18 protein-coding genes, 1 tRNA gene and 2 pseudogenes are annotated in these 22476 nt (G+C 68.8%); 10 read left to right on the plus strand and 11 right to left on the minus strand.

The window, feature by feature from the left end; translation table 11 throughout:
* The first annotated feature begins 34 nt into the window (after nucleotides 1–34).
* From ACFU95_RS26965 to ACFU95_RS26985, 5 genes are all read left to right on the plus strand, one after another.
* Entirely contained in the window at nucleotides 35–1447 is a 1413-nt protein-coding gene (locus ACFU95_RS26965) for an FG-GAP repeat protein (RefSeq protein WP_383832217.1), read from the plus strand.
* Entirely contained in the window at nucleotides 1444–2895 is a 1452-nt protein-coding gene (locus ACFU95_RS26970; protein WP_383832219.1) for a hypothetical protein, read from the plus strand. Before ACFU95_RS26965 ends, ACFU95_RS26970 begins: the two co-directional genes overlap by 4 nt.
* Before the next feature lie 37 nt (nucleotides 2896–2932).
* The gene (locus ACFU95_RS26975) at nucleotides 2933–4381 is read left to right on the plus strand and encodes an FG-GAP-like repeat-containing protein (RefSeq protein WP_383832221.1); all 1449 of its coding nucleotides are present in this window, start codon (nucleotides 2933–2935) and stop codon (nucleotides 4379–4381) included.
* A gap of 172 nt (nucleotides 4382–4553) precedes the next feature.
* Nucleotides 4554–5516: a Yip1 family protein gene (locus tag ACFU95_RS26980; RefSeq protein ID WP_383832223.1), complete on the plus strand. Its 963-nt coding sequence runs from the start codon at nucleotides 4554–4556 to the stop codon at nucleotides 5514–5516.
* A gap of 185 nt (nucleotides 5517–5701) precedes the next feature.
* Complete coding sequence (locus ACFU95_RS26985; RefSeq protein ID WP_383832225.1) at nucleotides 5702–6736, plus strand: glycoside hydrolase family 5 protein; 1035 nt, start codon at nucleotides 5702–5704, stop codon at nucleotides 6734–6736.
* An 81-nt stretch (nucleotides 6737–6817) separates the two neighbouring features.
* On the opposite strand, the pseudogene ACFU95_RS26990 reads toward ACFU95_RS26985, so the two are convergent.
* The 4 genes and pseudogenes from ACFU95_RS26990 to ACFU95_RS27005 form a co-directional block, all read right to left on the minus strand.
* A pseudogene (locus ACFU95_RS26990) lies at nucleotides 6818–7147 on the minus strand (phosphoribosyltransferase); the annotation flags it as partial.
* A gap of 89 nt (nucleotides 7148–7236) precedes the next feature.
* Nucleotides 7237–8433: a tyrosine-type recombinase/integrase gene (locus ACFU95_RS26995; protein WP_383832227.1), complete on the minus strand. Its 1197-nt coding sequence runs from the start codon at nucleotides 8431–8433 to the stop codon at nucleotides 7237–7239.
* A gap of 77 nt (nucleotides 8434–8510) precedes the next feature.
* Nucleotides 8511–8696 (minus strand): helix-turn-helix domain-containing protein, encoded by a 186-nt coding sequence (locus tag ACFU95_RS27000; RefSeq protein ID WP_383832229.1) that lies wholly within the window; start codon nucleotides 8694–8696, stop codon nucleotides 8511–8513.
* 109 nt (nucleotides 8697–8805) lie between these two features.
* Complete coding sequence (locus ACFU95_RS27005) at nucleotides 8806–10254, minus strand: replication initiator (RefSeq protein WP_383832231.1); 1449 nt, start codon at nucleotides 10252–10254, stop codon at nucleotides 8806–8808.
* A 943-nt stretch (nucleotides 10255–11197) separates the two neighbouring features.
* Here ACFU95_RS27005 and ACFU95_RS27010 point away from each other — a divergent pair.
* Nucleotides 11198–12034, plus strand: a complete 837-nt coding sequence (locus tag ACFU95_RS27010; RefSeq protein ID WP_383832233.1) for a Scr1 family TA system antitoxin-like transcriptional regulator — start codon at nucleotides 11198–11200, stop codon at nucleotides 12032–12034.
* The gene (locus tag ACFU95_RS27015) at nucleotides 12031–12240 is read left to right on the plus strand and encodes a DUF397 domain-containing protein (protein WP_383832235.1); all 210 of its coding nucleotides are present in this window, start codon (nucleotides 12031–12033) and stop codon (nucleotides 12238–12240) included. Before ACFU95_RS27010 ends, ACFU95_RS27015 begins: the two co-directional genes overlap by 4 nt.
* Nucleotides 12241–12467: 227 nt before the next feature.
* Here the strand turns inward: ACFU95_RS27015 and ACFU95_RS27020 are convergent.
* Both ACFU95_RS27020 and dcd read right to left on the minus strand, forming a co-directional pair.
* Nucleotides 12468–12668, minus strand: a pseudogene (locus tag ACFU95_RS27020) (phosphoribosyltransferase); the annotation flags it as partial.
* A gap of 32 nt (nucleotides 12669–12700) precedes the next feature.
* Nucleotides 12701–13276 (minus strand): dCTP deaminase, encoded by a 576-nt coding sequence (dcd, locus tag ACFU95_RS27025; RefSeq protein ID WP_383832237.1) that lies wholly within the window; start codon nucleotides 13274–13276, stop codon nucleotides 12701–12703.
* Nucleotides 13277–13854: 578 nt separating this feature from the next.
* Between dcd and ACFU95_RS27030 the strand changes: the two genes are divergently transcribed.
* Nucleotides 13855–13928, plus strand: a tRNA-Gly gene (locus ACFU95_RS27030).
* Between the two features lie 261 nt (nucleotides 13929–14189).
* Here the strand turns inward: ACFU95_RS27030 and ACFU95_RS27035 are convergent.
* Genes ACFU95_RS27035 through ACFU95_RS27045 form a run of 3 tightly spaced genes read right to left on the minus strand, consistent with a single transcriptional unit; the run spans nucleotide 14190 to nucleotide 15757 of the window.
* A complete protein-coding gene (locus ACFU95_RS27035) occupies nucleotides 14190–14615 on the minus strand; it encodes an arsenate reductase ArsC (protein ID WP_383832239.1) in 426 nt (141 codons plus the stop codon).
* Nucleotides 14616–14639: 24 nt separating this feature from the next.
* Nucleotides 14640–15386: an aquaporin gene (locus ACFU95_RS27040; RefSeq protein WP_383832241.1), complete on the minus strand. Its 747-nt coding sequence runs from the start codon at nucleotides 15384–15386 to the stop codon at nucleotides 14640–14642.
* Nucleotides 15383–15757 carry an ArsR/SmtB family transcription factor gene (locus ACFU95_RS27045; protein WP_383832243.1) on the minus strand — a complete coding sequence of 125 codons (375 nt, stop codon included), beginning with the start codon at nucleotides 15755–15757 and terminating at the stop codon, nucleotides 15383–15385. Before ACFU95_RS27045 ends, ACFU95_RS27040 begins: the two co-directional genes overlap by 4 nt.
* A 108-nt stretch (nucleotides 15758–15865) precedes the next feature.
* Between ACFU95_RS27045 and arsM the strand changes: the two genes are divergently transcribed.
* A complete protein-coding gene (arsM, locus tag ACFU95_RS27050) occupies nucleotides 15866–16765 on the plus strand; it encodes an arsenite methyltransferase (RefSeq protein ID WP_383832245.1) in 900 nt (299 codons plus the stop codon).
* 162 nt (nucleotides 16766–16927) lie between these two features.
* A complete protein-coding gene (locus tag ACFU95_RS27055) occupies nucleotides 16928–17134 on the plus strand; it encodes a hypothetical protein (protein WP_383832247.1) in 207 nt (68 codons plus the stop codon).
* 97 nt (nucleotides 17135–17231) lie between these two features.
* Here the strand turns inward: ACFU95_RS27055 and ACFU95_RS27060 are convergent, their stop codons facing one another.
* Together ACFU95_RS27060 and ACFU95_RS27065 are read right to left on the minus strand one after the other, a co-directional pair.
* Nucleotides 17232–20318, minus strand: a complete 3087-nt coding sequence (locus ACFU95_RS27060) for an FG-GAP-like repeat-containing protein (RefSeq protein ID WP_383832249.1) — start codon at nucleotides 20316–20318, stop codon at nucleotides 17232–17234.
* A gap of 987 nt (nucleotides 20319–21305) precedes the next feature.
* Nucleotides 21306–22304 (minus strand): esterase/lipase family protein, encoded by a 999-nt coding sequence (locus tag ACFU95_RS27065; protein WP_383832251.1) that lies wholly within the window; start codon nucleotides 22302–22304, stop codon nucleotides 21306–21308.
* Nucleotides 22305–22476: the final 172 nt, after the last annotated feature.

Genomic DNA, 22476 nt, shown 5'->3' on the forward strand with positions numbered 1-22476 from the left:
CGCGGGCCCGGCCCTCTTCCCAGGAGCACCCACCTTGCGCAAGCGCCCCCTCCTCCTCGCCGCCACCCTCACCACCGGCCTGCTCACTGCCCTCCCGGCCACGAGCGCGTCCGCCGCCCCCTCCGGCCTGGCCGGCGACTTCAACGGCGACGGCTACCGCGACGTGGCCGTCAGCGCCATGTGCACCGACGTCGGCACCGCGTCCTGCGCCGGGGCCGTAGTGGTGCTGTACGGCTCGTCGTCCGGGGTGTCCGCCACCCGCAAGGCCGTGATCACCCAGAACTCCCCCGGGGTGCCCGGTACCGCCGAGTCGAGCGACCTGTTCGGGTCCTCCCTGGCCGCCGCCGACCTGGACCGCGACGGCTACTCCGACCTCGTCGTCGGGTCCTCGGGCGAGAGCGTCGGCGACCGGGACGGCGTCGGCGCCGGCACCGTCCTGTGGGGCGGCAAGTCCGGGCTGTCGGGCGGCAAGGGGCTGCCGCAGCCATCCGGGCTCTCCGAGTGGGGCGGCTTCTCGCGCGGCGTCGCGACCGGTGACTTCGACGGCGACGGCGACACGGACGTCACGCTCACGGGCCAGAGCAACACCCATCTCTACCTGGGCCCGTTCACCCGGACCGGCGGCCCGCTCAGCCACTCCCGGGTGGGTGAAATCGGCACCACCTACGACGTGTTCGCGGGCGACCTCAGCGGCGACGGCGCGGCGGAGCGCGTCTACCCGTTCGCCGTGGACGGCGACTCCGGCGGCCAGATCTACTACTACACCTGGACCGGCGGCAGCCACCGGTTCACCGAGCTGCCCAACGCGGACGGCATGTCGGGTTCCGTCGCCGACCTGAACGGGGACGGCTACGGCGACCTCGTCCTCGGCGATTCCACGGACCCCGGCCCCGACAAGCCCAGCGGGCACAAGGGCGGCCAGATCACCGTCTGGTACGGCGGCCCGAACGGCCCCGACCCCGCGCAGACGCCGACGGTCATCCACCAGGACAGCACGAACGTGCCCGGCTCGGGCGAGGCCGACGACGGCTTCGGCATGTTCCTGAGCACCGGCGACATCAACGGCGACAAGTTCGCCGACGTCGCCGTCGCCGCGCCCGGCGAGGACCTCGGCGCCGCCGTGGAGGCCGGCTCGGTCACCGTGCTGTTCGGCTCGGCGTCCGGGCTGAAGACCTCGGGCTCGAAGTCGTACACCCAGAACACCGCCGGCGTCCCCGGCACCGCCGAGTCCTGGGACCGCTTCGGCTCCGCGGTCGCCCTCACCGACGTGACCAAGGACGGCAAGGCCGACCTCGTCGTCGGCGTCGACGGCGAGAACGGCCCCGGCGGTGTGTGGAGCCTGCGCGGTACCTCCACCGGACTGACCACCTCCGGCGCCCAGGGCGTCACGGCCGCCGCTGTCTCCCTGAAGGCCACCAACTACTTCGGCTCGGTGATCGCACAGTGACGCACCCTCTCCTGGGAAGGCGCCTCCCGGCCGCCCTCCTCGCCGCGGCCCTGACCCCGCTCGCCCTCACCCTCACCGCCCCGGCCGCCCACGCCGCCACCGCCGCCAGGCCGTACGACTTCAACGGCGACGGCCGCACCGACCTCGCGATCGGCGCACCGGGCGCCACCGTGGGCGGCAAGGCCAAGGCGGGAGCGGTCTCCGTGGTCTACGGCGGCTCCAGCGGGCTCAAGACCTCGACGCGCACGCTGATCACCCAGAACACCGCCGGCGTCCCCGGCACCGCCGAGGCCGACGACGCCTTCGGGACCGCCGTCGCCTCCGCCGACCTCGACACCGACGGCTACGCGGACCTGCTGATCGGCGCACCCGGCGAGGACGTCGACGGCGACACCAACGACGGCACGGTCGTCGTCATCTGGGGCGCCCCGTCAGGGCTGTCCGGGGCGCGTTCGGTACCCAACCCGTTCGACACGGACCTGGACCGCTACGGGCAGTCCCTGGCGGTCGGCGACGTAGAGGTCGACGGCGACCTCGACCTCGTGATCGGCGCCAACGGACCCGTCCAACTCGCTTTCATCAACGGCCCGTTCACCAAGTCCAGCGCCTTCCAAGGCGGTTCCGGATCCGGTTTCCCCGCCCCGTACTCGTCGGCGTACGGGATCACGTCCCTGTCCGCCGGGCCGGTCAACGCCTGGCAGACCAACCTCGTCGTGCACGGCCGCGAGAGCGACGCGGACGCGGTCACCCGTCTGGTGACCGAGCCGAACGTCGGCAACTACACCGACTGGCTGCAGGAGCTGCCCGCCGGCTACGTCTCCTCGATCGGCGACATCGACAAGGACGGGTACGGGGACATCGCGATCGGCAACGAGCGCGAGACCTCCGAGGACCCGGCCGGCGCCAAGGGCGGCAAGGTCACGGTCGTGTACGGCGGACCGGCCGGCGTCGACTCCTCCCGCACCCCGCTCGTCCTCACCCAGGACACCGCCGGCGTCCCCGGCGCCGCCGAGTCCGGCGACCGCTTCGGCAGCCATGTCTCCCTGGGCGACATCAACGGCGACGGCTACGCCGACCTGGCCGTCGGCGCGCCCGGCGAGAACGCGGCGGCGGGCTCCGTGACCGTCCTGTACGGCTCGGCCTCCGGCCTCAGGACGACCGGCGTCCAGTCCTTCACGCAGAACACCGCCGGCGTGCCCGGCACCTCCGAGGCAGGCGACCGCTTCGGCGCCCGCGTCCTGCTCGCCGACCACTCCGGCGACCGCCGCGCCGAGCTCACCGTCTCCGCGACGGGCGAGAACGGCGACGGCGCCGTCTGGTCCCTGCGCGGCGCGACGACCGGCGTGACGACCGGCGGAACCACGGGCGGGGCGACGAGCTTCGGCCCGGGGACGACGGGCGTGTCCACGGCGGGCGCCCCGGCCTACGGCACGGCCCTCAATTCCTGATCAGCCGACCATCCACCCCACCGCAGGAGAGCCCCACATGCTCCGGCACCATCGCCTCCCTTCCCTCGCCCTCGCGACGGCCACCGTCGCCGCCGCGCTGACGGCCGCCCCGCTGCTCACCGCCGCCCCGGCCACCGCGGCCCCCACCAAGTACGCCGACGACTTCAACGGCGACGGCTACCGCGACCTCGCGACCGCCGCGCCGTACACCCCCGTCGGCGGCAAGACCGACGCGGGCGCCGTCGTCGTCAACTACGGCTCCGCGAACGGCATCAGCGCGTCGCGCCGCACCGTGCTCACCCAGAACACGGCCGGCGTCCCGGGCACCGCCGAGCAGGGCGACCGTTTCGGCACGGCCCTCACCTCCGGTGACCTGAACCGGGACGGCTACGCCGACCTCGTGATCGGCAGTGTGGGGGAGGACGTCGGCAGCGACGCCGACGGCGGCTCCGTGACGGTCGTCTGGGGCGGCAAGAGCGGCCTGTCCGGCGGGCGGGGCGTCTCCGACCCCGCGGTCTCGGCCCACGACGAGTACGGCATGTCCCTCGCCGTCGGCGACTTCACCGGCGACGGCCGGGTGGACCTGGCGGTCGGCAGCACCGGCGACGACATCTGGATCCACCGGGGCGGCTTCACCAAGGCCGCCGGCGCCGCCTCCCACCACGAGCTCGACACCGACCTGTACACCGGCGGCGGCATCTACGGCGCCCAGAGCCTCGCCGCCGGAGACGTCAACGGCGACGGCACGGCCGACCTGGTCGTCAGCGGCCAGCAGGACGGGACGTACGACGACGGCACCTTCGTGTACCTGAGCTCCGCCGCCGGCCTGACGTACCAGACGTTCCTGAAGAACGGCGCCTGGGAGCTGGCGGTCGTCGGCGACCTCAACGGCGACGGCTACGGCGACGTGGTCGCGGCGACGTACGGCGACGGGGTGAAGAGCCTCGGCGGCTCCGTCAGCGCCTACCTCGGCGGCGCGGACGGCGTCCGTACCCAGCCGCAGACCACGATCAACCAGGACACCCCCGGGGTGCCGGGCGCGGACGAGGAGGAGGACTGGTTCGGCAACGACCTCTCCGTCGCCGACGTCAACGGCGACGGCTACGCGGACGTCGCCGTCGGCACGCTCTTCGAGGACATCGGCAGCGCGGACATCGCCGGCAGCGTCACCGTGCTGCGCGGCACGTCCGCCGGTCTGACCGGCACCGGCGCCCAGTCCTTCACCCAGAACACCGCCGGCGTCCCCGGCACCGCCGAGACCGCCGACCGCTTCGGCGCCTCCGTACGCCTGTCCGACCTCAACGGCGACGGCAAGGCGGACCTGTCCGTCAGCGCCGACGGCGAGAACCACCCCGCCGGAGCCGTTTACCACCTGCGCGGCTCGGCATCGGGCATCACCACCAGCAAGGCGATCAGCTTCGGCCCGGGTTCGGTGGGCCTGCCGACGTCGGGCTACCTGAGGCTGGGACAGGGGATGCTGCGCTAGGCCGTTGCCCCGGTGGTTCGCCCCGTGGTTCGCCCCCGGGGGGATTCCCCTGAACGACTCCCTGAGCCAGGCCGGTGGCTTCCCTTAGGGGATGTCACAGCTCGGCCGCAAAGCCGGGCCCTGACCGTGGGGCCCGGCACGCGAATCTCCGGGACCAGGTACGTTCGAAGACGTGGCTGGATTCAGGATCGGACGGGGCAGCCGGAACAACGGCACCCCGCAAACGCGCCCCCAACAACCTCCGTACGGGCAGCAGGCGCCCCAGGGGCCGTCGTACGGCTATCCCCCGCCGTCGCAGCAGCCGTACGGCGGCTCGGGCGGCGGCGCAGGCGGCTGGCCGCAGGCCAACGGCGGCGGTGGTCACGGCGGTTACGGCCCCGGCGGTCACCGGGCGCACGGTGGCCAGGGCGGTCACGGTGGTCACGGCGAGCCGGAGTACTTCGGCGACGGCGGCTACCCGCACGGCCCGGGCGGCGCCCCGGACCCGTACGCGGCGAACAACCCGGGCCACACCCAGGCGTTCTCCGTCGGTGACGACCCGTACACCCAGGGCGAGACCTACCACGCGGGCGCGGCCCCGGCCGCCCCGGCCGGTCCCCGCCTGCACTGGAAGGAACTGCTGCGGGGCATCGTCCTCTCCCCCGGCCAGACGTTCCTGCGGATGCGGGACTACACGATGTGGGGCCCCGCCCTGATCGTGACCTTCCTCTACGGCCTGCTCGCGGTCTTCGGCTTCGACGGCGCCCGCAACGACGCGATCAACGCGACCCTGTCCAACGCGGTCCCGATCGTCCTGACGACGGCCGTGGCGATGGTCCTGTCGTCCTTCGTCCTGGGCGTGGTCACCCACACCCTGGCCCGCCAGCTGGGCGGCGACGGCGCCTGGCAGCCCACAGTCGGCCTCTCCATGCTGGTCATGTCCCTCACGGACGCCCCGCGTCTGGTCTTCGCGATGTTCGCCGGCGGCGACGCGACGTTCGTCCAGGCCCTCGGCTGGGCGACCTGGGTGGCGGCGGGCGTCCTGCTCACCCTGATGGTGTCCAAGTCCCACGACCTGCCGTGGCCGAAGGCACTGGGCGCCAGCGCGATCCAGCTGGTCGCCCTGCTGTCGATCGTGAAGCTCGGCACGTTCTAGTAGCGGCATGTCGAAGGGCCCCCGGCGTTCGCGCCGGGGGCCCTTCCCTTTGCGCCTCGGACATTGAAACTTTATGTTCAGACATGTTGACCTGTGTTCGGATCGTCTTCTAGTTTGCGGGAACCATTCAGCTCGCCGTCTGCGTCTGCGAGGTTTTCGCACGCAACTGCTCAGAAGGGGACGCCGTGCCACGAAAGAACCATCGCCGGACAGCTTGCTTCGCCGCCTTGCTGGCCTGCGCCACGGCCTTCGGGGGCGCACTCGCCTCCCCCGCATCCGCCGCCCCCACCTCGGGCAAGGCGGCCGTGCCTCCCGTCAGCGACTTCCGCGGGGTCAACTGGGCCGACCCGCGCGACAACTACGCCGATGACGCGGTCGTCCCCTCGGGCCTGTCCACCACCGACGGGTACGCCACCACCTACGCCAAGTCCAGAGCGATCATCGGCGGGTTCGCCAAGCTGGGCGCCAACACCGTCCGGCTGCCGGTCAACCCGACCTCCGTCAACGGCCCCTTCTGGAAGTCGTACAAGGGCGCGATCGACGCCGCCACCGACAGGGGGTTCAAGGTCATCCTGGGCTACTGGGAGGCCGACAACGCCAAGGACGGCAAGATCGACGACCAGGCCGCCTGGGACCAGATGTGGGCACGGATCACCTCCGCCTACGCCCGCGACTCCAAGGTGTACTTCGAGCCGATGAACGAGCCGTTCGGCTACACCGCCCAGGAGTGGACCGACATCGCCGCGAAGTGGGTTTCCACCCACCGCAACGTGCCCCGCGACCGGATGCTGATCGGCGGCTACAAGTACAGCGAGGACGTCAAGCCCGTCTGCGCCGACCCGCGCCTCAAGGGCACCCGGCTCGCCCTGCACAACTACGGCTTCTGGCACACCGACTGGACCAGCGTCGACCAGTGGAAGGCGGACTTCAAGGCACGCATCGGTGACTGCGCCTCGCGCACGATCCTCGACGAGTTCGGCGCTTCCATGACCACCGGTCTGGACTACAACGGCCCGGTGGGCGGCTCCAGCGAGGTCGCCTACATACAGGCCGCGACCGACACCATCCGTGAACTGGGCCTGGGCTCGGTCTACTGGCCCGGCCTGCGCAGCGGCGACACCTACTCCCTCACCACCCTCCAGGGCACAGGCACCGCCCTCAGCCTGAAGGTGAACAACCAGAGCGGGCTGGACCGCCTGCACCTGGCCTGGCGGCAGTAGCCGGCACTACGGCCCCAGGAGCGCCTTCGTGGCCTGGCCACGGGGGCGCTCCGGCGTGAGGGAGGGAAGCCGCGGCCGGCTTCAGACGGCTTCCTTGTTCGGCTTGGCCGCGTCTCCGGACCTGTGCACCGGAGGCAACACACTCCAGGGGAAGTTGATCCACTCATCGGTGCGCTTCCACACGTACTCGCACTTCACGAGGGAGTGGGACTTCTCATAGACGACGGCGGACCGCACCTCGGCGACGTGCTCGACGCAGAAGTCGTGGACGAGCTTCAGCGTCTTGCCGGTGTCGGCGACGTCGTCGGCGATCAGCACCTTCTTGTCGGTGAAGTCGATCGCGTTGGGAACGGGAGCCAGCATGACGGGCATGTCGAGGGTGGTCCCCACCCCGGTATAGAACTCGACGTTAAAAACGGAAGGGCCTCCCACCTGCGAAGATGCAGGCGAGAGGCCCTGAAACTCAGCAAAAACTCAGCATTGGGGGTCAGCGACCCTCATCATGCTGCGTCTTCACCTACCACCGTAAGACGCGCCCGGAAGGCATCCGCTAGCGCAGCCTCGAACGCTCCGGTGATGCGTTCCTCCGCCCCCTCAACGATGTGCGCGTAGACCTGTTCCGTGACCTTCGTGGAGCTGTGCCCCATCCAGCGCGCCACCTCGTACAGGGGCACGCCGGACGCGATGGACATGCTCGCGAAGTAGTGCCGGAGAGCCTTCGGCGTGTAGCCGGAGTCTTCCAGCCCAGCCCGCTTCAGTGCATCGTTCCAGCGGTCCGTGTACGTCGTCCGGGACGGGTGGCGCCCCTGGTAGGTCTCTGACTCGTAGTACCAGCCCTCATCGCCCCACGGCGTCCAGAACGCGCTGTGCTTCTCCAGCTCGTCAGCCACCGAGGGAGGGACGGGCACCCAACGACCCTTTCGGCTCCACTTCGGTTCGTTCTTGACGTTGGTTCCCCGGTTCGCTCCCTCGTTCTTACCGAAGTTGGTGAGCTGGTTCTGAACGAAGTACCAGCCGTCTCGGCGAGTCAGGTGCGATTGCGAAACGGCCAGGGCCTCACCTACTCGGAGTCCGCAGCCCGCCTGAGTCCACACGGTGGATTTATAGACGGGGCGCATCGCCTCATAGATGGCCATGACTTCTGCCGTAGTCGGGATCTCGTCGTCCTCGACGGGACGGTAAGCCGACTCGTTGCGCCCGTTGACCTTGATGGTCTTCCCGGGGTACTTAGCGATGATTTCGGCCTCATAGCAGTACTTGAGGAACGATTTCAGGACCACCTTACGGTTCGCGATTCCGTATTCCTTGTACCCGCGCTCTTTCTGGTCTTTCTCCCAGTCGGTGAGGTCCGAGGGAACCAGGGAGCCAATCCGCCGAGCGCCGAACATGTCGGCAAAGTGGTTCTTGTAGATGCTGCGGTACTGAACGATGGTGGACTCTTCCCGCGTCCCGAAGTTCAGCCACTCTTCCCAGCAGTCCTTGAAAGTCCGCTTGGAGTGCTTGCGGTCGACGTAGACGCCCAGCTTCTTATCGTTCTCGACCTTGATCGCGAGGTTCTTCGCCTCGGTCTTCTTGTTGTGGGCGAACCACTCCTCTGTCTGGGCGCCGTTGGCGTCCCGGAAGCGGACCACCCACGAGTGCTTGCAGCGCGGCCATGCGCCGACCTTGCAGTCACAGCGCTTGATGACTGAAGCCATGAGGCTTCAACTCCCTTACTGACTTGGGTCGGAGCCCTATCTCCGACTCAGCATCATGTTTTACACGCCAACTCGCCCTAGCCACAAGCTTGTTGAGCGATCCAGTGATCTACGTCACGTTCGCGAAATCTGAGATGCTTACCCACCTTGTAGGCTGGTATCCCCCACTTGCGCCACTTCGCATAGAGCGTGCGCTTCGAGACAGCAAGCCGCTCCGCTGTGTCATCCGGTGTCAGAAGTCGATTCGACCCACCCGCAGCCATATGCCTTCTCCTCCTTGCGGTAACCTCTTGTCGGCCCCTTGTGGGCCGGAGCCTCTCTGGAGCCCTATCTCCAGGGAGGCTCCATTGATTTGGTCAATTCACATATTCGTCACGCAGCATATTTCCAGCCCTCTGCGATCATTTCTCTTCTGATTTCACGTAGAGCCGCCAGGTCCTCAGCTATGCCGTAAGCGACATCTGACTCAGCCGGAGAATGCCCGGAGCCGACATAGCGCCATGCTGAATCGGTAAGGGTCTCTCGGTCCTCCAGGGCGAGCAGGCCACCGCTTTGATGTTCCGCGCGTACGGCGCGAAGCGTTCCGTATGTCGTGGAGTACTGGCGTGATTTGGTGAGGACGTGGCCCCGGTAGCCGAGCGTGTGAGCCCATGCCCGGAGGTTGAGTTCCTCCAGCTCCACCAGGCCGCCCAGGCGCCAGCAGGCAGCCATGAGAGCGCGCAGGTGGGTGCTTACGGGGGCCAGGCGGATGCTGTCGAAGTCTTGTATTCGGTAGTCGATTCCGCCCGCGTCGCCGACGCTCTTGGATACGTATTTAGCGACGTAGGCCGCAACGGCGTTATCCGTCACCGCCGATGATTCGGTGAATGCATCGCTGCGGATCGGGTGTACGTCGATCTGTTTCCCCCACTTGATGGCGCGCTCACCTGTTGCCGGGGAATACGGCGTATGCACCTCTACCTGATCGGCAGCCGACCGCACGGCGCCTTCTAGGAGTTCGGTTGTCGCCCACAGCGGCGGGGGTGAGGAAGGGCCGTCGGGTCCGTCGAGCCGGATTACCGCGTGGAAGTGCACGGCTCCGCGCTTTTGGTATTCGGCGACTTTCGCGAAGGACACCGTCAGGTGTTCGCGCAGACGGGTTTGCGTGATTCCTGCAACGGTCGCCAGATGGCGCCTGAGCATGTGGCAATAGCGGTTCCACAGTGTGCCGGCGGAAGCGTGCCACAGGACGTGTCCGGCGTAGTCGTAGCAGTCCGGGCAGAGCGGCTGACCTACCAGGGAATCGGTGTCGGCGTGCTTGTGGCCGCAGCCGAGGGGCCGCCCGTGTTCGCAAGTGCCGCCGTCTCGTCTGGGGCGGCACAGGGTCCCGTCAGGGCCGCTCTCACGGTGCACGGCGCCGAAGGAGGGGGCAGTGAGGGTGACGAACAAGCGGGGGTGGCGCTGCACGCCGTCTGTGACGCCCTTGCCGCCCAGGAGGCCGGAGCGGACCAGGTGGAAGGTGTCGCCTGCATGGAGGTAGGAGCACGGTGGGCAGCGTGTCTCTCGGCGGTTGCGGCACCGCACCGGCATACGGCCGCCGGGATCGTCGCTGGTGTCGTAGTGCCGCAGAACCTCACCCGTCACGGCGTCATGGGTGGTGGTGTGCCCGGCGAGGTAGATGGGGTGCGCGCACCCACCAATGGCCTTGATCTGCTCCAGCCAGCGAGAGAAGCCGGGTTCGTGGACGAGCCGGATGAGGTCGCGCTCTGTGGGCGACAGACGGCGCAGCCGCTCAGCCTCGTCAAGGGCTGAACGCCGCGCCTCATGGGACAGCGGATACATGGGCCCCCTTTCAAGAGGGACAGGCGCAACGGCCACCAACCCACCCGGCCACTCATCCGGATGAGTTGCGCGCCATCGTCACCCGATCACTGGATTCATGTCAACCACTTATCCGGATAAGTGGTTGGGCTCCTGCTGAGCGCGCACTACATCACCGCCGACGCGGACCAGGACCGCCCGCTGCATGCGTGAGGAGTGGATGCCCTCGCCCCACATGCCAGCTCACCTACCCAGCGCCCCCGACGAAGTCAGCCGCCAGGCGCCCCCACTCGATGCTGATCCCGATCGGAGTGACTTCTCTTTACTTGTTCAAGGGCGCGCGCTCCGCGCGCGCCGGGCGGCTCTGGCCGCCTCGGCCGGGCATGCGGCCTTCGGCCGGTCCCGTCCGGACGGCCAGCCGCCCGACACACCCGACCCGCCCCCGACCAAGCAGCGAAGCACTCCGCCGAATCGTCGCGCGAGGACTCCTGTCGTCTGCTCTGTCGTTCACCGGGGAGGTGAGCCGCACGACCGACGAGGCCCGCACTCTCCCAGCACGAGCACCAATTCCGCTCGCCCATGCAGATTCGTTCACGCAGGAGAGCAACGCCTCTCACCGAGGCTCACAGCGCCGTGACGACCCCAATCCAGGCCGGTGGTACCAGGGACGCTACAGCGCGCCCCTGGACCCCGCCCAGGCGTGGCAACCTCACGCGCGAATGCGGGTCTCATCGTGGTCCATGTCCGTGCGCGCGTGAGGTCACCACGCACGTGACCAGCACCTTTCCCCCGTAGAGGGGCACTGATCCAACCCCAGCCAAGCGCCGGCGAACGCTCGCCCGGGGCACTGATCGGACACGATCACGCCTCTCCGTGGCGTCACCACCACCAAGCAGGTTCAACGTGCCCCCGCCGGGGAACCAACCAACCTATTGGAGGAACACGGAAGGTTCGTGAACAGACCTTGAATCGCAACGAGTTGAACCCAGACGCCTCACCCCAGGCAGCCTACGGAGCGCGCTTACGCAGCCTGCGAGAAGCGCGAGGCTGGAGGCAAGAAGACCTCGCTGAACACACGGATTACTCCAGCGTGCATGTCTCAGCCGTCGAAAACGGTCGGAAATCTCCAACCCTCCGTTTCTCGCGCAACGTAGACCGCGCCTTCGGCATCGAGGGCACAGAAGACTCGTTCGAGCGCGAGTATCGCGAGATCAAACACGGCAGCCTGTTGGAAGGCTTCCCCGAATACGTTGGTCACGAAGGCCGGGCAGCAGAGATCCGGCTGTTTGAGATCGGAATCATCCCCGGACTCCTCCAAACACCGGAGTACGCAGAAGTACTTGCGGACAGCGCCGTCAAGCGGAGAGCGATCACCACCGAGCAGGCACACGAGCGGGTAGCGCTCGTCGCCGAGCGGCAAGCAGCACTCGCCCGCCCCTCATCACCTCTGGTGTTCGTGATGCTGGACGAAAGCTGTCTCCGTCGGCCCATCGGCGAGCCCGCCGTCATGGACGCCCAGTTGGCAAGACTGGTCGAGTTCGCCGAACTCCCCAACACCGTGCTCCAGGTCGCCCCGTACGACATGGGAGCACAACGCCCCTTCGACCTACCGCTCTACATCCTGACCATGGCAGACCGCTCTCTCATGTCATACGCCGAGTCCGCGCACCGAGGCCATCTTGAGCGCGAAAGTTCGTTCGTACTGCCCTTGCTAGCGGCCTACCATCAGTTGCAGGCCGAAGCCTGCTCGCAGGCAGCATCTGTGGCCATGATCAACCAGTTGCGAAAGGTCACCCCGTGACGACCGAATCCCCCCGTTGGTTCACGTCCTCGTACAGCAATAACGGCGGCGCCTGCATCGAGGTCGCCGGAAACCTCGTCGCCTCTCGCGGCGTGGTCCCCGTCCGTGACTCCAAGGTTCCGAGTGGTCCCGTCCTGGACATCCCGGCCGACGCGTTCTTGTCCTTCGTGACGAGCGTCAAGGCCGGAGATCTTGGTTCGATCTGACTACACCCTCCGGCGCGTGCCGGTGAGAAGTGCCCCATCGTGCAAACCACGATGGGGCATCTCTGCGTGGGACATCTCACTGCCCGAACCAGCTCCGAAGCCTCAGCAGAAACTCAGCAGAGCAACCGGTCAGACCTACACCCAAGGGGTACCAACAGGCACCACGGCAAAGTCCTGAGCAGCAAGTTTGCCCAGGTCAGGGCCATGTGCTATTAGCACGCCAAACCAAACTCGACGTTCACGAGGTGCAGATTCTTGCAGTCGAGGGCGTAAGCGAGCCCCCCGGCGACGAAGACCCCACCGCGCGCGATGCTGAGCACGATGTCCGGCTGGAACCCGTCGTCGGCGATGCTCTGCGCGAGCTCCCGGACGGCGACGCCGAACCGCTCGTAGGTCAGATTCTCCCGTACGCCCGCGCCGTCGCCCATCCCGCCACTCATCCCTTCGCTCACGCCTGCGCTCACACCTGGGTCCGATGGAAGTTCTGGAAGGACCGCGAGGCGGTGGGCCCGCGCTGCCCCTGGTACCGGGACCCGTACCGCTCGCTCCCGTACGGGAACTCGGCGGGCGAGCTGAGCCGGAACATGCACAGCTGGCCGATCTTCATGCCGGGCCAGAGCTTGATCGGGAGCGTGGCGAGGTTGGACAGCTCAAGCGTGACGTGCCCGCTGAACCCGGGGTCGATGAACCCGGCGGTGGAGTGGGTGACGAGCCCGAGCCGCCCGAGCGAGGACTTCCCCTCGAGCCGCGAGGCGAGATCGTCGGGGAGCGAGATGACCTCGTACGTCGAGGCGAGCACGAACTCCCCGGGGTGCAGGATGAACGGCTCGTCGCCCTCGGGCTCCACGAGCCGCGTGAGATCCGCCTGCTCGACGGAGGGGTCGATGTGCGGGTAACGGTGGTTCTCGAACACCCGGAAGTAACGGTCCAGCCGCACATCGATGCTCGAGGGCTGCACCATGGAGTCGTCGTAGGGATCGATCCGTACCCGCCCGGCGTCGATCTCGGCCCGGATGTCCTTGTCTGAGAGAAGCACGTCCCGAGGATACGCAAGGCGCGTGGAACGACCACCATCACGGTCTCCACGCGCCGGGCGCCACACTCGCTGTTACTGCTGACTACTGCTGACTACTGCTGCCGACTACTGCCGACTACTGCTTGCTCTGCTGCTACCGCTTCTCCAACGCCACCGGCACCACACTGCGGAGCCGGGCGCACCGGGGACACCGGAGGAGCCGCCCGGGGCCCAGGCGATCGGCCTGCTGCATCGGGAACGAAGCGGTGCTGAACACGTGCCCATCGGCACAACGGACGACGGTGCGCTCCATCAAGTCCTAGAGTCCCTTCCCCAAGAGCCGCGTCCGGCTACTTCCTGCCTGACGACGAGAGGCCACATTACGGGATCAAAGGGACGGCCCTCCAGGCGGCACTCCGACCCCGCCCTGACCCTCTCCGACCCCTCCACCGTACGCCCCAACTCCGGTACCCCACAGTCACATCCACCCCCTGAAACGCCCTCAGGCCCCTCGGCGACAGCGCCGGGGGCCGGTGATGAGGTACAGTGACCAGGCGATCAGACACCGACTCCGGATGATCACGGGGCGGGCGTCTTACGCGGGTGTAGTTTAATGGTAGAACATCAGCTTCCCAAGCTGAGAGCGCGAGTTCGATTCTCGTCACCCGCTCCACGATGAAACCCCAGGTCAGTGGCCTGGGGTTTGTTTGTTGTCTAGTCCAATTTGAGGGTGGCGTGCCCTCTGCGTGCCCTAAGTGCAGGTCAAGCGGCATCTTGAGGGGCGCTCGGGCGCCGTCTTGAGCGACCCAAACCCCCGAGCGTCTCGAATAGTGAGGCGCATTTCGTGTGACCCGCGCCATCATTACGGGCAATGTACGCGAAGCCGCTTACGCAAAGCGGCAGTTCACGAACCCCGGCGGACACGTAGTGGTTGTCATACGTGCGGCGTCACACCGAGGTCGGCGAGCAGGCTCCGGACGCGGCCCTCGATCTGGTCGCGGATGGGGCGTACGGCGTCGACGCCCCGCCCTGCCGGGTCGTCCAAGGTCCAGTCCAGGTAGGTCTTGCCGGGGAAGACCGGGCATGTGTCGCCGCAGCCCATGGTGATCACGACGTCCGACGCCTGGACGGCCTCGACGGTAAGGATCTTCGGCGTCTCGGCGGAGATGTCGATGCCTGATTCGTTCATCGCCTCTACGACGGCGGGGTTGACCGTGTCGGCGGGCGCCGAGCCGGCCGAGCGGACCTCCACCGCGTCTCCGGCGAGGTGCGCGAGGAAGGCTGCCGCCATCTGGGAGCGGCCGGCGTTGTGGACGCACACGAAGAGGACGGAGGGCTGGTCGGTGGCGCGAGCGCTCATGGGGAGGTCTTCCTGGGCGGTGGGTCAGGGATGGCTGGGGGCGGTGAGTTCGGGCTCGCCGTGCAGGGCGATGGCATCGGCCCGTGCGGGAGCCGGGCGCCGGCCGAAGACTCCCGCCGTGAGTGCCAGTCCGAGTACGGCGCCGAGCATCTGTGCCGCTATGAACGGGGCGACCGAGCCGGGTGCGATGCCGGCGAAGGTGTCCGTGAAGGTCCGGCCGATCGTCACCGCCGGGTTCGCGAACGACGTCGAGGACGTGAACCAGTAGGCCGCGCCGATGTACGAGGCCACCGCGACCGGAGCGGCGTGGGCACGGCCGACTCGGGCCAGGCCGAAGATCAGGAGGACGAGGCCGGCGGTGGCCACGACCTCACCGAGCAGGAGATGGTTCGCCGATCGGTCGTGCGTCGACCAGCGCACCAACGGCTCGCCGAACATGGCGTCGGCCAGGACCGCGCCCGCTGTCGCTCCCGCGACCTGGGCGGGGACGTACGCGGCCACGTCCCGCGCGGTGAGTCCATCGCCTTCGCGGCGGCCCGTGTACCAGGCTGCGAGGGTTACGACGGGGTTGAAGTGGGCTCCGGAGACCGGGCCGAACAGCACGATGAGCACGCCCAGGCCGAAGACGGTCGCCAGCGAGTTGGCCAGCAGTTGCACACCGACGTCTCGCGACAGCTCGGTGGCCTGGATGCCGGAACCGACCACGACCGCGACCAGCGCTGCCGAGCCGACGGCCTCGGCCAGGGCGCGGCGGCCGAGCGAGGCGCTCACGCGAGTGTCTCGGCCGCGGTCGGCGTCCTCAGGAACACGGCGAGCCGGTCCAGGGCCTCCGGCAGGAGCCAGTAGTAGACCCAGGTGCCGCGTCGCTCGCAGTCGATGAGACCGGCCTGGCGCAGGAGTTTGAGGTGGTGGGAGATCGTCGGCTGGGCGAGATCGAAGGCCGGGGTGAGCTCGCAGACACAGGTCTCGCCGCCTGCCCCGCGCGAGGCGATCATCGACAGCAGACGCAGCCGGACCGGGTCACCCAGGGCCTTGAAGACCTTGGCCAGCTCCGCCGCCCGCTCGTCGTCGAGCGGCGCCTCGGACACTCCCGAGCAGCAGTCGGCGTCCTGGCCGAGGACCTCAAGCTCTTGTTTCGACATGCCTCTATGTTGACGTTTTTCAATCCAAGGCGCAAGGTTGAATCAATGAACGTCAATACAGGCCGTTTCGGGGCACCGCCATGCCCCATCTCATCCAGGAGTGACGCCATGAGCGAGCAGTCCACCGACCTGCGCGAAACCGTCCGCCAGCGCTACGCCGCGGCAGCTGTGAAGGTGACCGAGGGCGGCAGCGCCTGTTGCGGGCCGGAGCCGGTCGAGGTCGACGAGAGCTTCGGCTCCGCCCTCTACGCCGCCGACGACCGCGACACCCTGCCCGCCGAGGCCCTCGCCGCCTCTCTCGGCTGCGGCAACCCCACGGCCGTAGCCGAACTCCGTACCGGTGAGCGCGTCCTCGACCTCGGGTCCGGCGGCGGGATCGACGTTCTGCTCTCCGCACGGCGCGTCGGTCCGACCGGCAAGGCATACGGGTTGGACATGACCGACGAGATGCTCGCCCTCGCCCTGGCCAACGCGCGGAAGACGGGTGCCACCAACGTCGAGTTCCTCAAGGGCACCATCGAGGCGATCCCCCTGCCCGCCGGCACCATCGACGTCGTCATCTCCAACTGCGTGATCAACCTGTCCGTCGACAAGCCCGCCGTCTTCGCCGAGACGTTCCGCGTGCTCAAGCCCGGCGGCCGTATCGGCGTCACCGACGTGGTCGCCGACGACACCCTCACGCCCGAACAGCGGGCCGAGCGCGGCGACTACGTCGGCTGCATCGCCGGCGCGCTGTCCTTCGCCGAATACCGGGAAGGGCTCGAAGCCGCCGGGTTCACCGGAGTCGAGATCACGCCCACCCACGCTGTCGCCGACGGGATGAACTCAGCCATCGTTCGGGCGGTCAAGCCCTCCACCACCGATGAGCCGGACTCCTCGAACGCGGCAACGGCAACGGACGCGTGCTGCGGCGTCACCGCCTGCTGCACCTCGGACGAACAGGCCACCGATGCCTCCACCACGGTGACGGAAGCCAAGGCCGCCTCAGGGTGCGGTTGCCAGAGCTGACCAGCCTGGCACCCTGTTCGCCTCGACGGCCCTGAGCCAGCTCGGCACGAGCACCACCCACGTCGCCCCCGGCCAGGTCGGCGCGCTCGCCGGGCCGAGCACCGTCGCCTTTCTGCCCAGCTGGTCGACCGTGACGGCCTTGTACCGGCCAACGCCGCGGTGGTGAGCCTCATCGCCGCCGGCAACGCCGCCGGGCGGGGCGCGGGCGGAGGGCTCGTCCAACTGCTCACGGCGCCGGTGGCCGTGGCCTGCGCGGCGGTGGCGTATCTGGCCTCCGCGCTGCGGCTCACCGCAATCCGTCGCACACCGGCACAGCCCCGAACCGTCCGAGGTCGGCACACCCGGTTGAGATCACAGATCGCCGAGTGACTGCGCGACACGTCTTCGGCAACCGGGAACTCCGAGCCCTCGCCCTCACCGCGACGCTCAGCAACCTCGGCACCCCGTCCTTGATGTGTGGCGTGGGTCAGGACACGCCCTTGTAGCTCTGCCAGCCGGTGGCGAGTTTGGTGCGGCCGCCGAAGGAGCCCTTGCCGTTGCCGTTGTTGCGGTAGAGGGCACCGGAGGTGTCGCGGGAGACAAGGTCGGCCCTGCCGTCGCCGGTGATGTCACCCGCGCCGACGATGACGTTGTACGAGGCTCCCCAGTCGTTGAAGACCTTCACCCGGCTCTTGAACTTGCCCGTCGTGGTGCCGTCGTAGCGCCACAGCTCGTTCGACTTGTCCTGCGCCAGCAGGTCGCCGTGGCCGTCGCCGTTGAGGTCGCCGACGCCCACGATCTTCTTGTAGCCGGTCCAGTTGGAGGCGATCTTCGTCCGCGTCGACAGCTTGCCCGTGCTCGTCGCCTTGTACAGGTAGACGTCCCCGGTGGAGGCCTGACGGGCGATCAGGTCCGCGCGGCCGTCACCGCTGATGTCCCCGGGCGAGGTCAGCACGTCGTATTGTGTCCAGCCGCTGGTGGCCAGCGAGGTGTACGCCGTCGACGGGGTCACCGCCGCCCCGCACGCGGGCCGGTAGGCGCGCAGCGCACCGCTGGTGTAGCGCACGAGGACGTCGTTGCACCGGTCGCCGTCGAGGTCGCCGTACGGCACGAACTTCGCGCTCGTCGGCCAGCCGGAGCCCGTCTTCTTGGCAGTCAGGGTGCCGGTGCCGGTGCCGTACTGGTAGGTCAGTCCGCCGGAGCCGTTGAGGGTGAGCACCTCGCCGAAGCCGTCCGCGGTGGCGAAGTCCCGTCTGACCGGGGTCGCGCCGGTGACCTTGAGCGTGCCGGTCCTGGTGAGGGCCGCGCCCTGGCCGTCGGCCGGGGTGGCGGTGAGCGTCCAGGTGTAGGCCCCGTTGGCGACGAGCTTGCCGGCCGTGTTCTTGCCGTTCCACGACGGCGCGAGCACGCCCTGTGCCGTACCGCCGGACAGCGTGCGCACCGTCGTACCCGTGGCCTTGTTCCTGAGCGCGAGCGTCCAGGAAGCGGCCGGCTTCGACAGCCACCATCGGGGGCTCCAGAGCGCGGCGCCGCCCTTGACGTCTGCCGAGGCCGCGACGGAGGAGTCGAGCTGGGACAGTGCCGAGACCGGGACGCCGCTGGGCACCAGGTGGGTGTTCTCCTTGCCGTCGACATACGCGATCAGGCCGGTGTACGGGTCGACGTCCCAGGGCTGCCCGCCCGGGAGGGTGCCCACCGTGTGCGTCACGGGGGTGCCGCCGCGGACGTCGGTCACCCTCAGCTCGCCGTCGACGTCCATGGCGACGAAGCCGTCGCCGAGTTTCGCGGTCCGCCAAGTGCCCTGCGTGAGCGTCAGCCTGGTCTTCGTGACGGTGTCGTAGACGCCCTGGCTCTCGTTCAGGCCCGAGCCCGAACACGTCCACAGCAGCCAGCGGCCGACCGCCTCCAGGTCCTCCAGGCCGCACTTCGGGCCGAGCCACACCGACTCGCCCTTGGTGCCGGTACGGACGTCGACCGGCGTCGCGATGGCGTCGTCGCCCGGCATCCACAGGGTGGTGCCCCACATCGTCCGGCCGTGCTGCGCCGAGGTGAGCGTCGTGGCGCCGGTGTCGAGGTCGACCACCCGCGTCTCGGACCCGGCCTCTTCGGTGTACTCGGTGGCCATCGCGGCGTACCGGCCCTCGGCGTCCCACACGCGGACGTAGTTGCGCCGGGAGTCGATCGCCGTACCGGGCAGCGTGCCCTTCGGCTGGACGACCCGGGGGACAGGGTCGCCCTGCCCGTTCCACTCGTTCCAGATCACCGTACGGCCGTCCCCCGTGCCCACGAGGCGGGGCCAGGGGTCGGTGCTGACACCGTGGTCGGTGCGGGAGCCGACGGTGAGGGTGTCGCCGGCCGTGCCGACCGTCCGGCTGTACAGGTGCGTACGGCCCGTGTCGCGGTCGTGCTCCGTCACGGTGAGCCGGCCGTTGTCCAGGGTGAGCGCCCGAACGGGGTCGGGCATCGGGCTTACCACGGAGGCGGCGACCTTCTGGACCATGGGGTTGCCGTCGGCGCCCGCGCGGACCAGGTTCACTCCCCAGTCGGCGGTGTCGGGGCCGCTGCCGGGTATCAGGAGACCGCCGTCGGGGGTGGGGAGGGCGTAGGAGAGGCTCTGCGAGCGGGCCAGTACGGTCCCGGTCGTCGAGCCGTCGGAGGCGAGCGCGTCGACCCGCCAGACGGGCAGGTTGCCGTCCTTGGCTCCGAGAGAGGAGTCGTAGCGGGAGACCAGGATCCGGTCGCCGACCATGCCCAGCAGGTGGGTCGCGTAGTCGTTCTCCAGCGGCACGGTGCGGACGGCCTTGGTCAGGTCGTCGCGGGAGTAGACGGAGACGGTGTTGTTCCCGTCCCACGACACCAGGTGGGTGGAGGTGAGGACCACACGCCCGCTGGTGGTGACGGTCGGGTTGTACGGCAGCTCGGTGTGCGTGCCCTTGTCGGCGTCGAGCCAGCCGCTGCGCAGCTTTCCGTCGATCCAGTACTGGACCACCATGCCGTGGGCGTCGGCCACGGGCGAGTCGCCGGTCCACACGGAGGTGTTGGAGGAGCCGGCGTCCGGGGGCCCTGCCACCGCGCGGTCGCCGACCGTGCCGTCGTCCTGGAGGGCGAGCAGGTGCCACGTCAGCCTGCTGTCCGTCCAGCCGGTGGTGACGACGGTCCGCCCGAGCGTCCCCCGGTAGGTGTGGCCGTCCGGGAGCGGGATCGTCGTCGCCGTCCCCCCGGCCGCCATGTCCCGCAGCTTCACGGTCCGGGTGCCGTCGTCATAGCGGGCGACGACGTCCGATCCGGCGCCGAACTCCGGCATGCCCCGGGTCTCGGTGGCCGAGGCGTCCACCACCGTGTCCGCACCGGTGTAGGTGGTCCACACGTGGCCGCGCCCAGGTTCGCGGCGCAGGAACCCCGACGGGCCCGCGCTGAACAGATCGGTCGCGGGCGTCAGGGACGTCGACGCCGGGATGACCACCTCGGTGGCCGCGTCCGCGTGCGCGTCGAGGGCCCGCGGTCCGAGACCGACGGCCAGGGTGAGCGAGGTGGCGGCGGCGATACCGCCACGGATGAGGGCACGTCTGCCCACTTGGTTCCTCCACGGGAGGGGAAAGCGAGGACACTTGCACGATCAAGACTCGCCAACGGGCGACAAGGTTGCGGTCGGGGAAGGTCAGGGAACGTCAGCTCCACATAGCCCTGGAGTTCGCCACGTAGCCCTTCGTGCAGCGGACAGCGCCGCTTCGTTCTCCGACGTCGCCTCCGCGATGTCCCGGCCGGGGCCACTCGTATGCGACAGCAACGTCACTTCAACAGTTGGTCTCCGCGCAAGGCGGCCCATGCGCGGCCGCGCCGCCAGCAGCGCCGACCGTCTCCCCTTCCGAGGTTCCGTGCCCTCCGTGTGCCCTCAAGGACGGGGAACCACGGTCAACAGCGGTGCGATCCGACCCGTACGACCACTTCGAGCACCAGGTTCCTACGCTGGTCAGAGCCGTGCAGCCTACCCAAGCGCCGTCGCTTCCCAAGCTGAGAGCGCGAGTTCGATTCTCGTCACCCGCTCCATGTGAAACCCCAGGTCAGCAACCTGGGGTTTGTTTATTGTCCAGTCCAATTTGAGAGTGCCAAGCCCTTCACGTGCCTAAGCCGAGGCCAGGCGGCCACCTCGGGCGCATTCGGGCGCCGCTTCGGATGGGCTGTTACTCTCCCGGCGGCGGTCTGCTGTCGCGCGATGTCTTCGAGTGCTGTTTCGCGGCGCCGCAGGCCTCGCAGGGTTATGTGCCCGAAGACAGGGTGCCCTCACTGCTGGCTGCTCGCCCAGGACATGGCCAAACAGCGCAGCGTTCTGCGTGCTGACGCCACGGAGCAGGACATCAACTATGAGCTGCGGCGGCGAACGCCGTCCAAGCAGCGACCACCCTGATATGGCACAGCCACTTCTCTGATGCAGGCTCCTTCGCGGTCAAGTGCCCGTTTTCGCAAGGCACGGCATCATGCCCATGGCGTGCCCGTAAGTCCGGTCAGCCAGGCCGACAACGGTGCGATCCTGCGCGTTCGGGACCGTGACGTGGGCCTGGTCTCAGCCGCCGAGTACGGGCAGGGTGAGGCCGCAGCTGACGGGCTTCGCGTGGGCGGGGTCGAGGGCGTTGCGCACGAGTTGGGCGGCGTTGGAGTCGTACGCGATGGCCAGGTGCTCGGAGACGTCCAGCGGGCAGATGTCCTGGAGCAGGATGTTCTGGACGGTCGCGCCCGGTCCCGCGGTCAGGAAGTTGTTCCGGTACGGCGTGGCGAACTCGTCGTACCGGGTGGAGATGACGGTGTAGTGGACCCCGGGCTGGGTGTCCCCGTCCTTGTCCAGCTTGCTGTTCCTCTCGGAGCCGACCATCTGGTCCGACCACGCCTGCCCGATGACGGCGGACACGGCCGGGTTGAGGCCCAGCTTGGTGGTCAACGTGCCGACACCGGAGAAGCTGCCACCGTGGTTGGAGGGTGCGAGGCCGATGAGGCTGTGCACCTTGTTCCGCTTGGGATGCGCGGGATCTGTTCCGCCCTCGAACCGCAGGTACCAGCGGGGCGTCGGACCGCCTCCCTGAGAGTGCCCGACGAGGTCGACCTGGCGCGCTCCGGTGGCCTCCAGCACGCGGTCGACGTAGCGGGCGACCTGCCGGGCCGCCGCCGGGATGGGCCCGGAAGCCTGGAACGGACTGCCCGGGACACCACCATAGTTGGGGGCGAAGACGCAGTAGCCCTGCTGCTTCAGCCACGGGGCGAGCAGGCTCCAGTTGTTGTACGCGTTCGCCAGGGTCGCGTGCAGCAGCACGACCGGGCGCGGATGCTCACGCGTGGGCCGACAGCTCCAGTCGTTGGCGCCGGGCGGTGACGCGTCCGGGTGGACGAGGCTCCCGACGAACGCCACCGGGGCGGCGAGGAGTTGTCCCCGCGGCGGCGGGGAATCGTCGGCTGCGGCCGCCGCGCTCTGCAGGCCCGCGGTCAGCGCCAGGGCGAGCCCCGCACAGACCGTGGCCCACTTGGCGCGCAGCCGACTCGACCGTCTCCGGGAAGCATTCCGCTCCGACACGCGCACTCCTCGTCTCAGGCCGGCCGGGCGCCGACGCGAAGATGATCGAGGAGCGGATCACTGCAGAGACCGGCGGCCGCTCGCGGGCACTACGTATGGAGCAGCCCGCTTTCATCCGTCCAGCCCACGGGCAGTGAGGGGACGCGGATCAAGGACAGTTTCGGCATGGGCT

The sequence above is a fragment of the Streptomyces sp. NPDC057623 genome (assembly GCF_042800355.1).
Lineage (GTDB): Bacteria > Actinomycetota > Actinomycetes > Streptomycetales > Streptomycetaceae > Streptomyces.

Excerpts from the sequence above, each read along its gene's own strand:
- ACFU95_RS27000 (WP_383832229.1), bottom strand. The coding sequence starts at position 8,696 with ATGGCTGCGGGTGGGTCGAATCGACTTCTGACACCGGATGACACAGCG.
- ACFU95_RS27005 (WP_383832231.1), bottom strand. The coding sequence starts at position 10,254 with ATGTATCCGCTGTCCCATGAGGCGCGGCGTTCAGCCCTTGACGAGGCT.
- ACFU95_RS26995 (WP_383832227.1), bottom strand. The coding sequence starts at position 8,433 with ATGGCTTCAGTCATCAAGCGCTGTGACTGCAAGGTCGGCGCATGGCCG.
- ACFU95_RS27045 (WP_383832243.1), bottom strand. The coding sequence starts at position 15,757 with ATGTCGAAACAAGAGCTTGAGGTCCTCGGCCAGGACGCCGACTGCTGC.
- arsM (WP_383832245.1), top strand. The coding sequence starts at position 15,866 with ATGAGCGAGCAGTCCACCGACCTGCGCGAAACCGTCCGCCAGCGCTAC.
- ACFU95_RS27035 (WP_383832239.1), bottom strand. The coding sequence starts at position 14,615 with ATGAGCGCTCGCGCCACCGACCAGCCCTCCGTCCTCTTCGTGTGCGTC.
- ACFU95_RS26975 (WP_383832221.1), top strand. The coding sequence starts at position 2,933 with ATGCTCCGGCACCATCGCCTCCCTTCCCTCGCCCTCGCGACGGCCACC.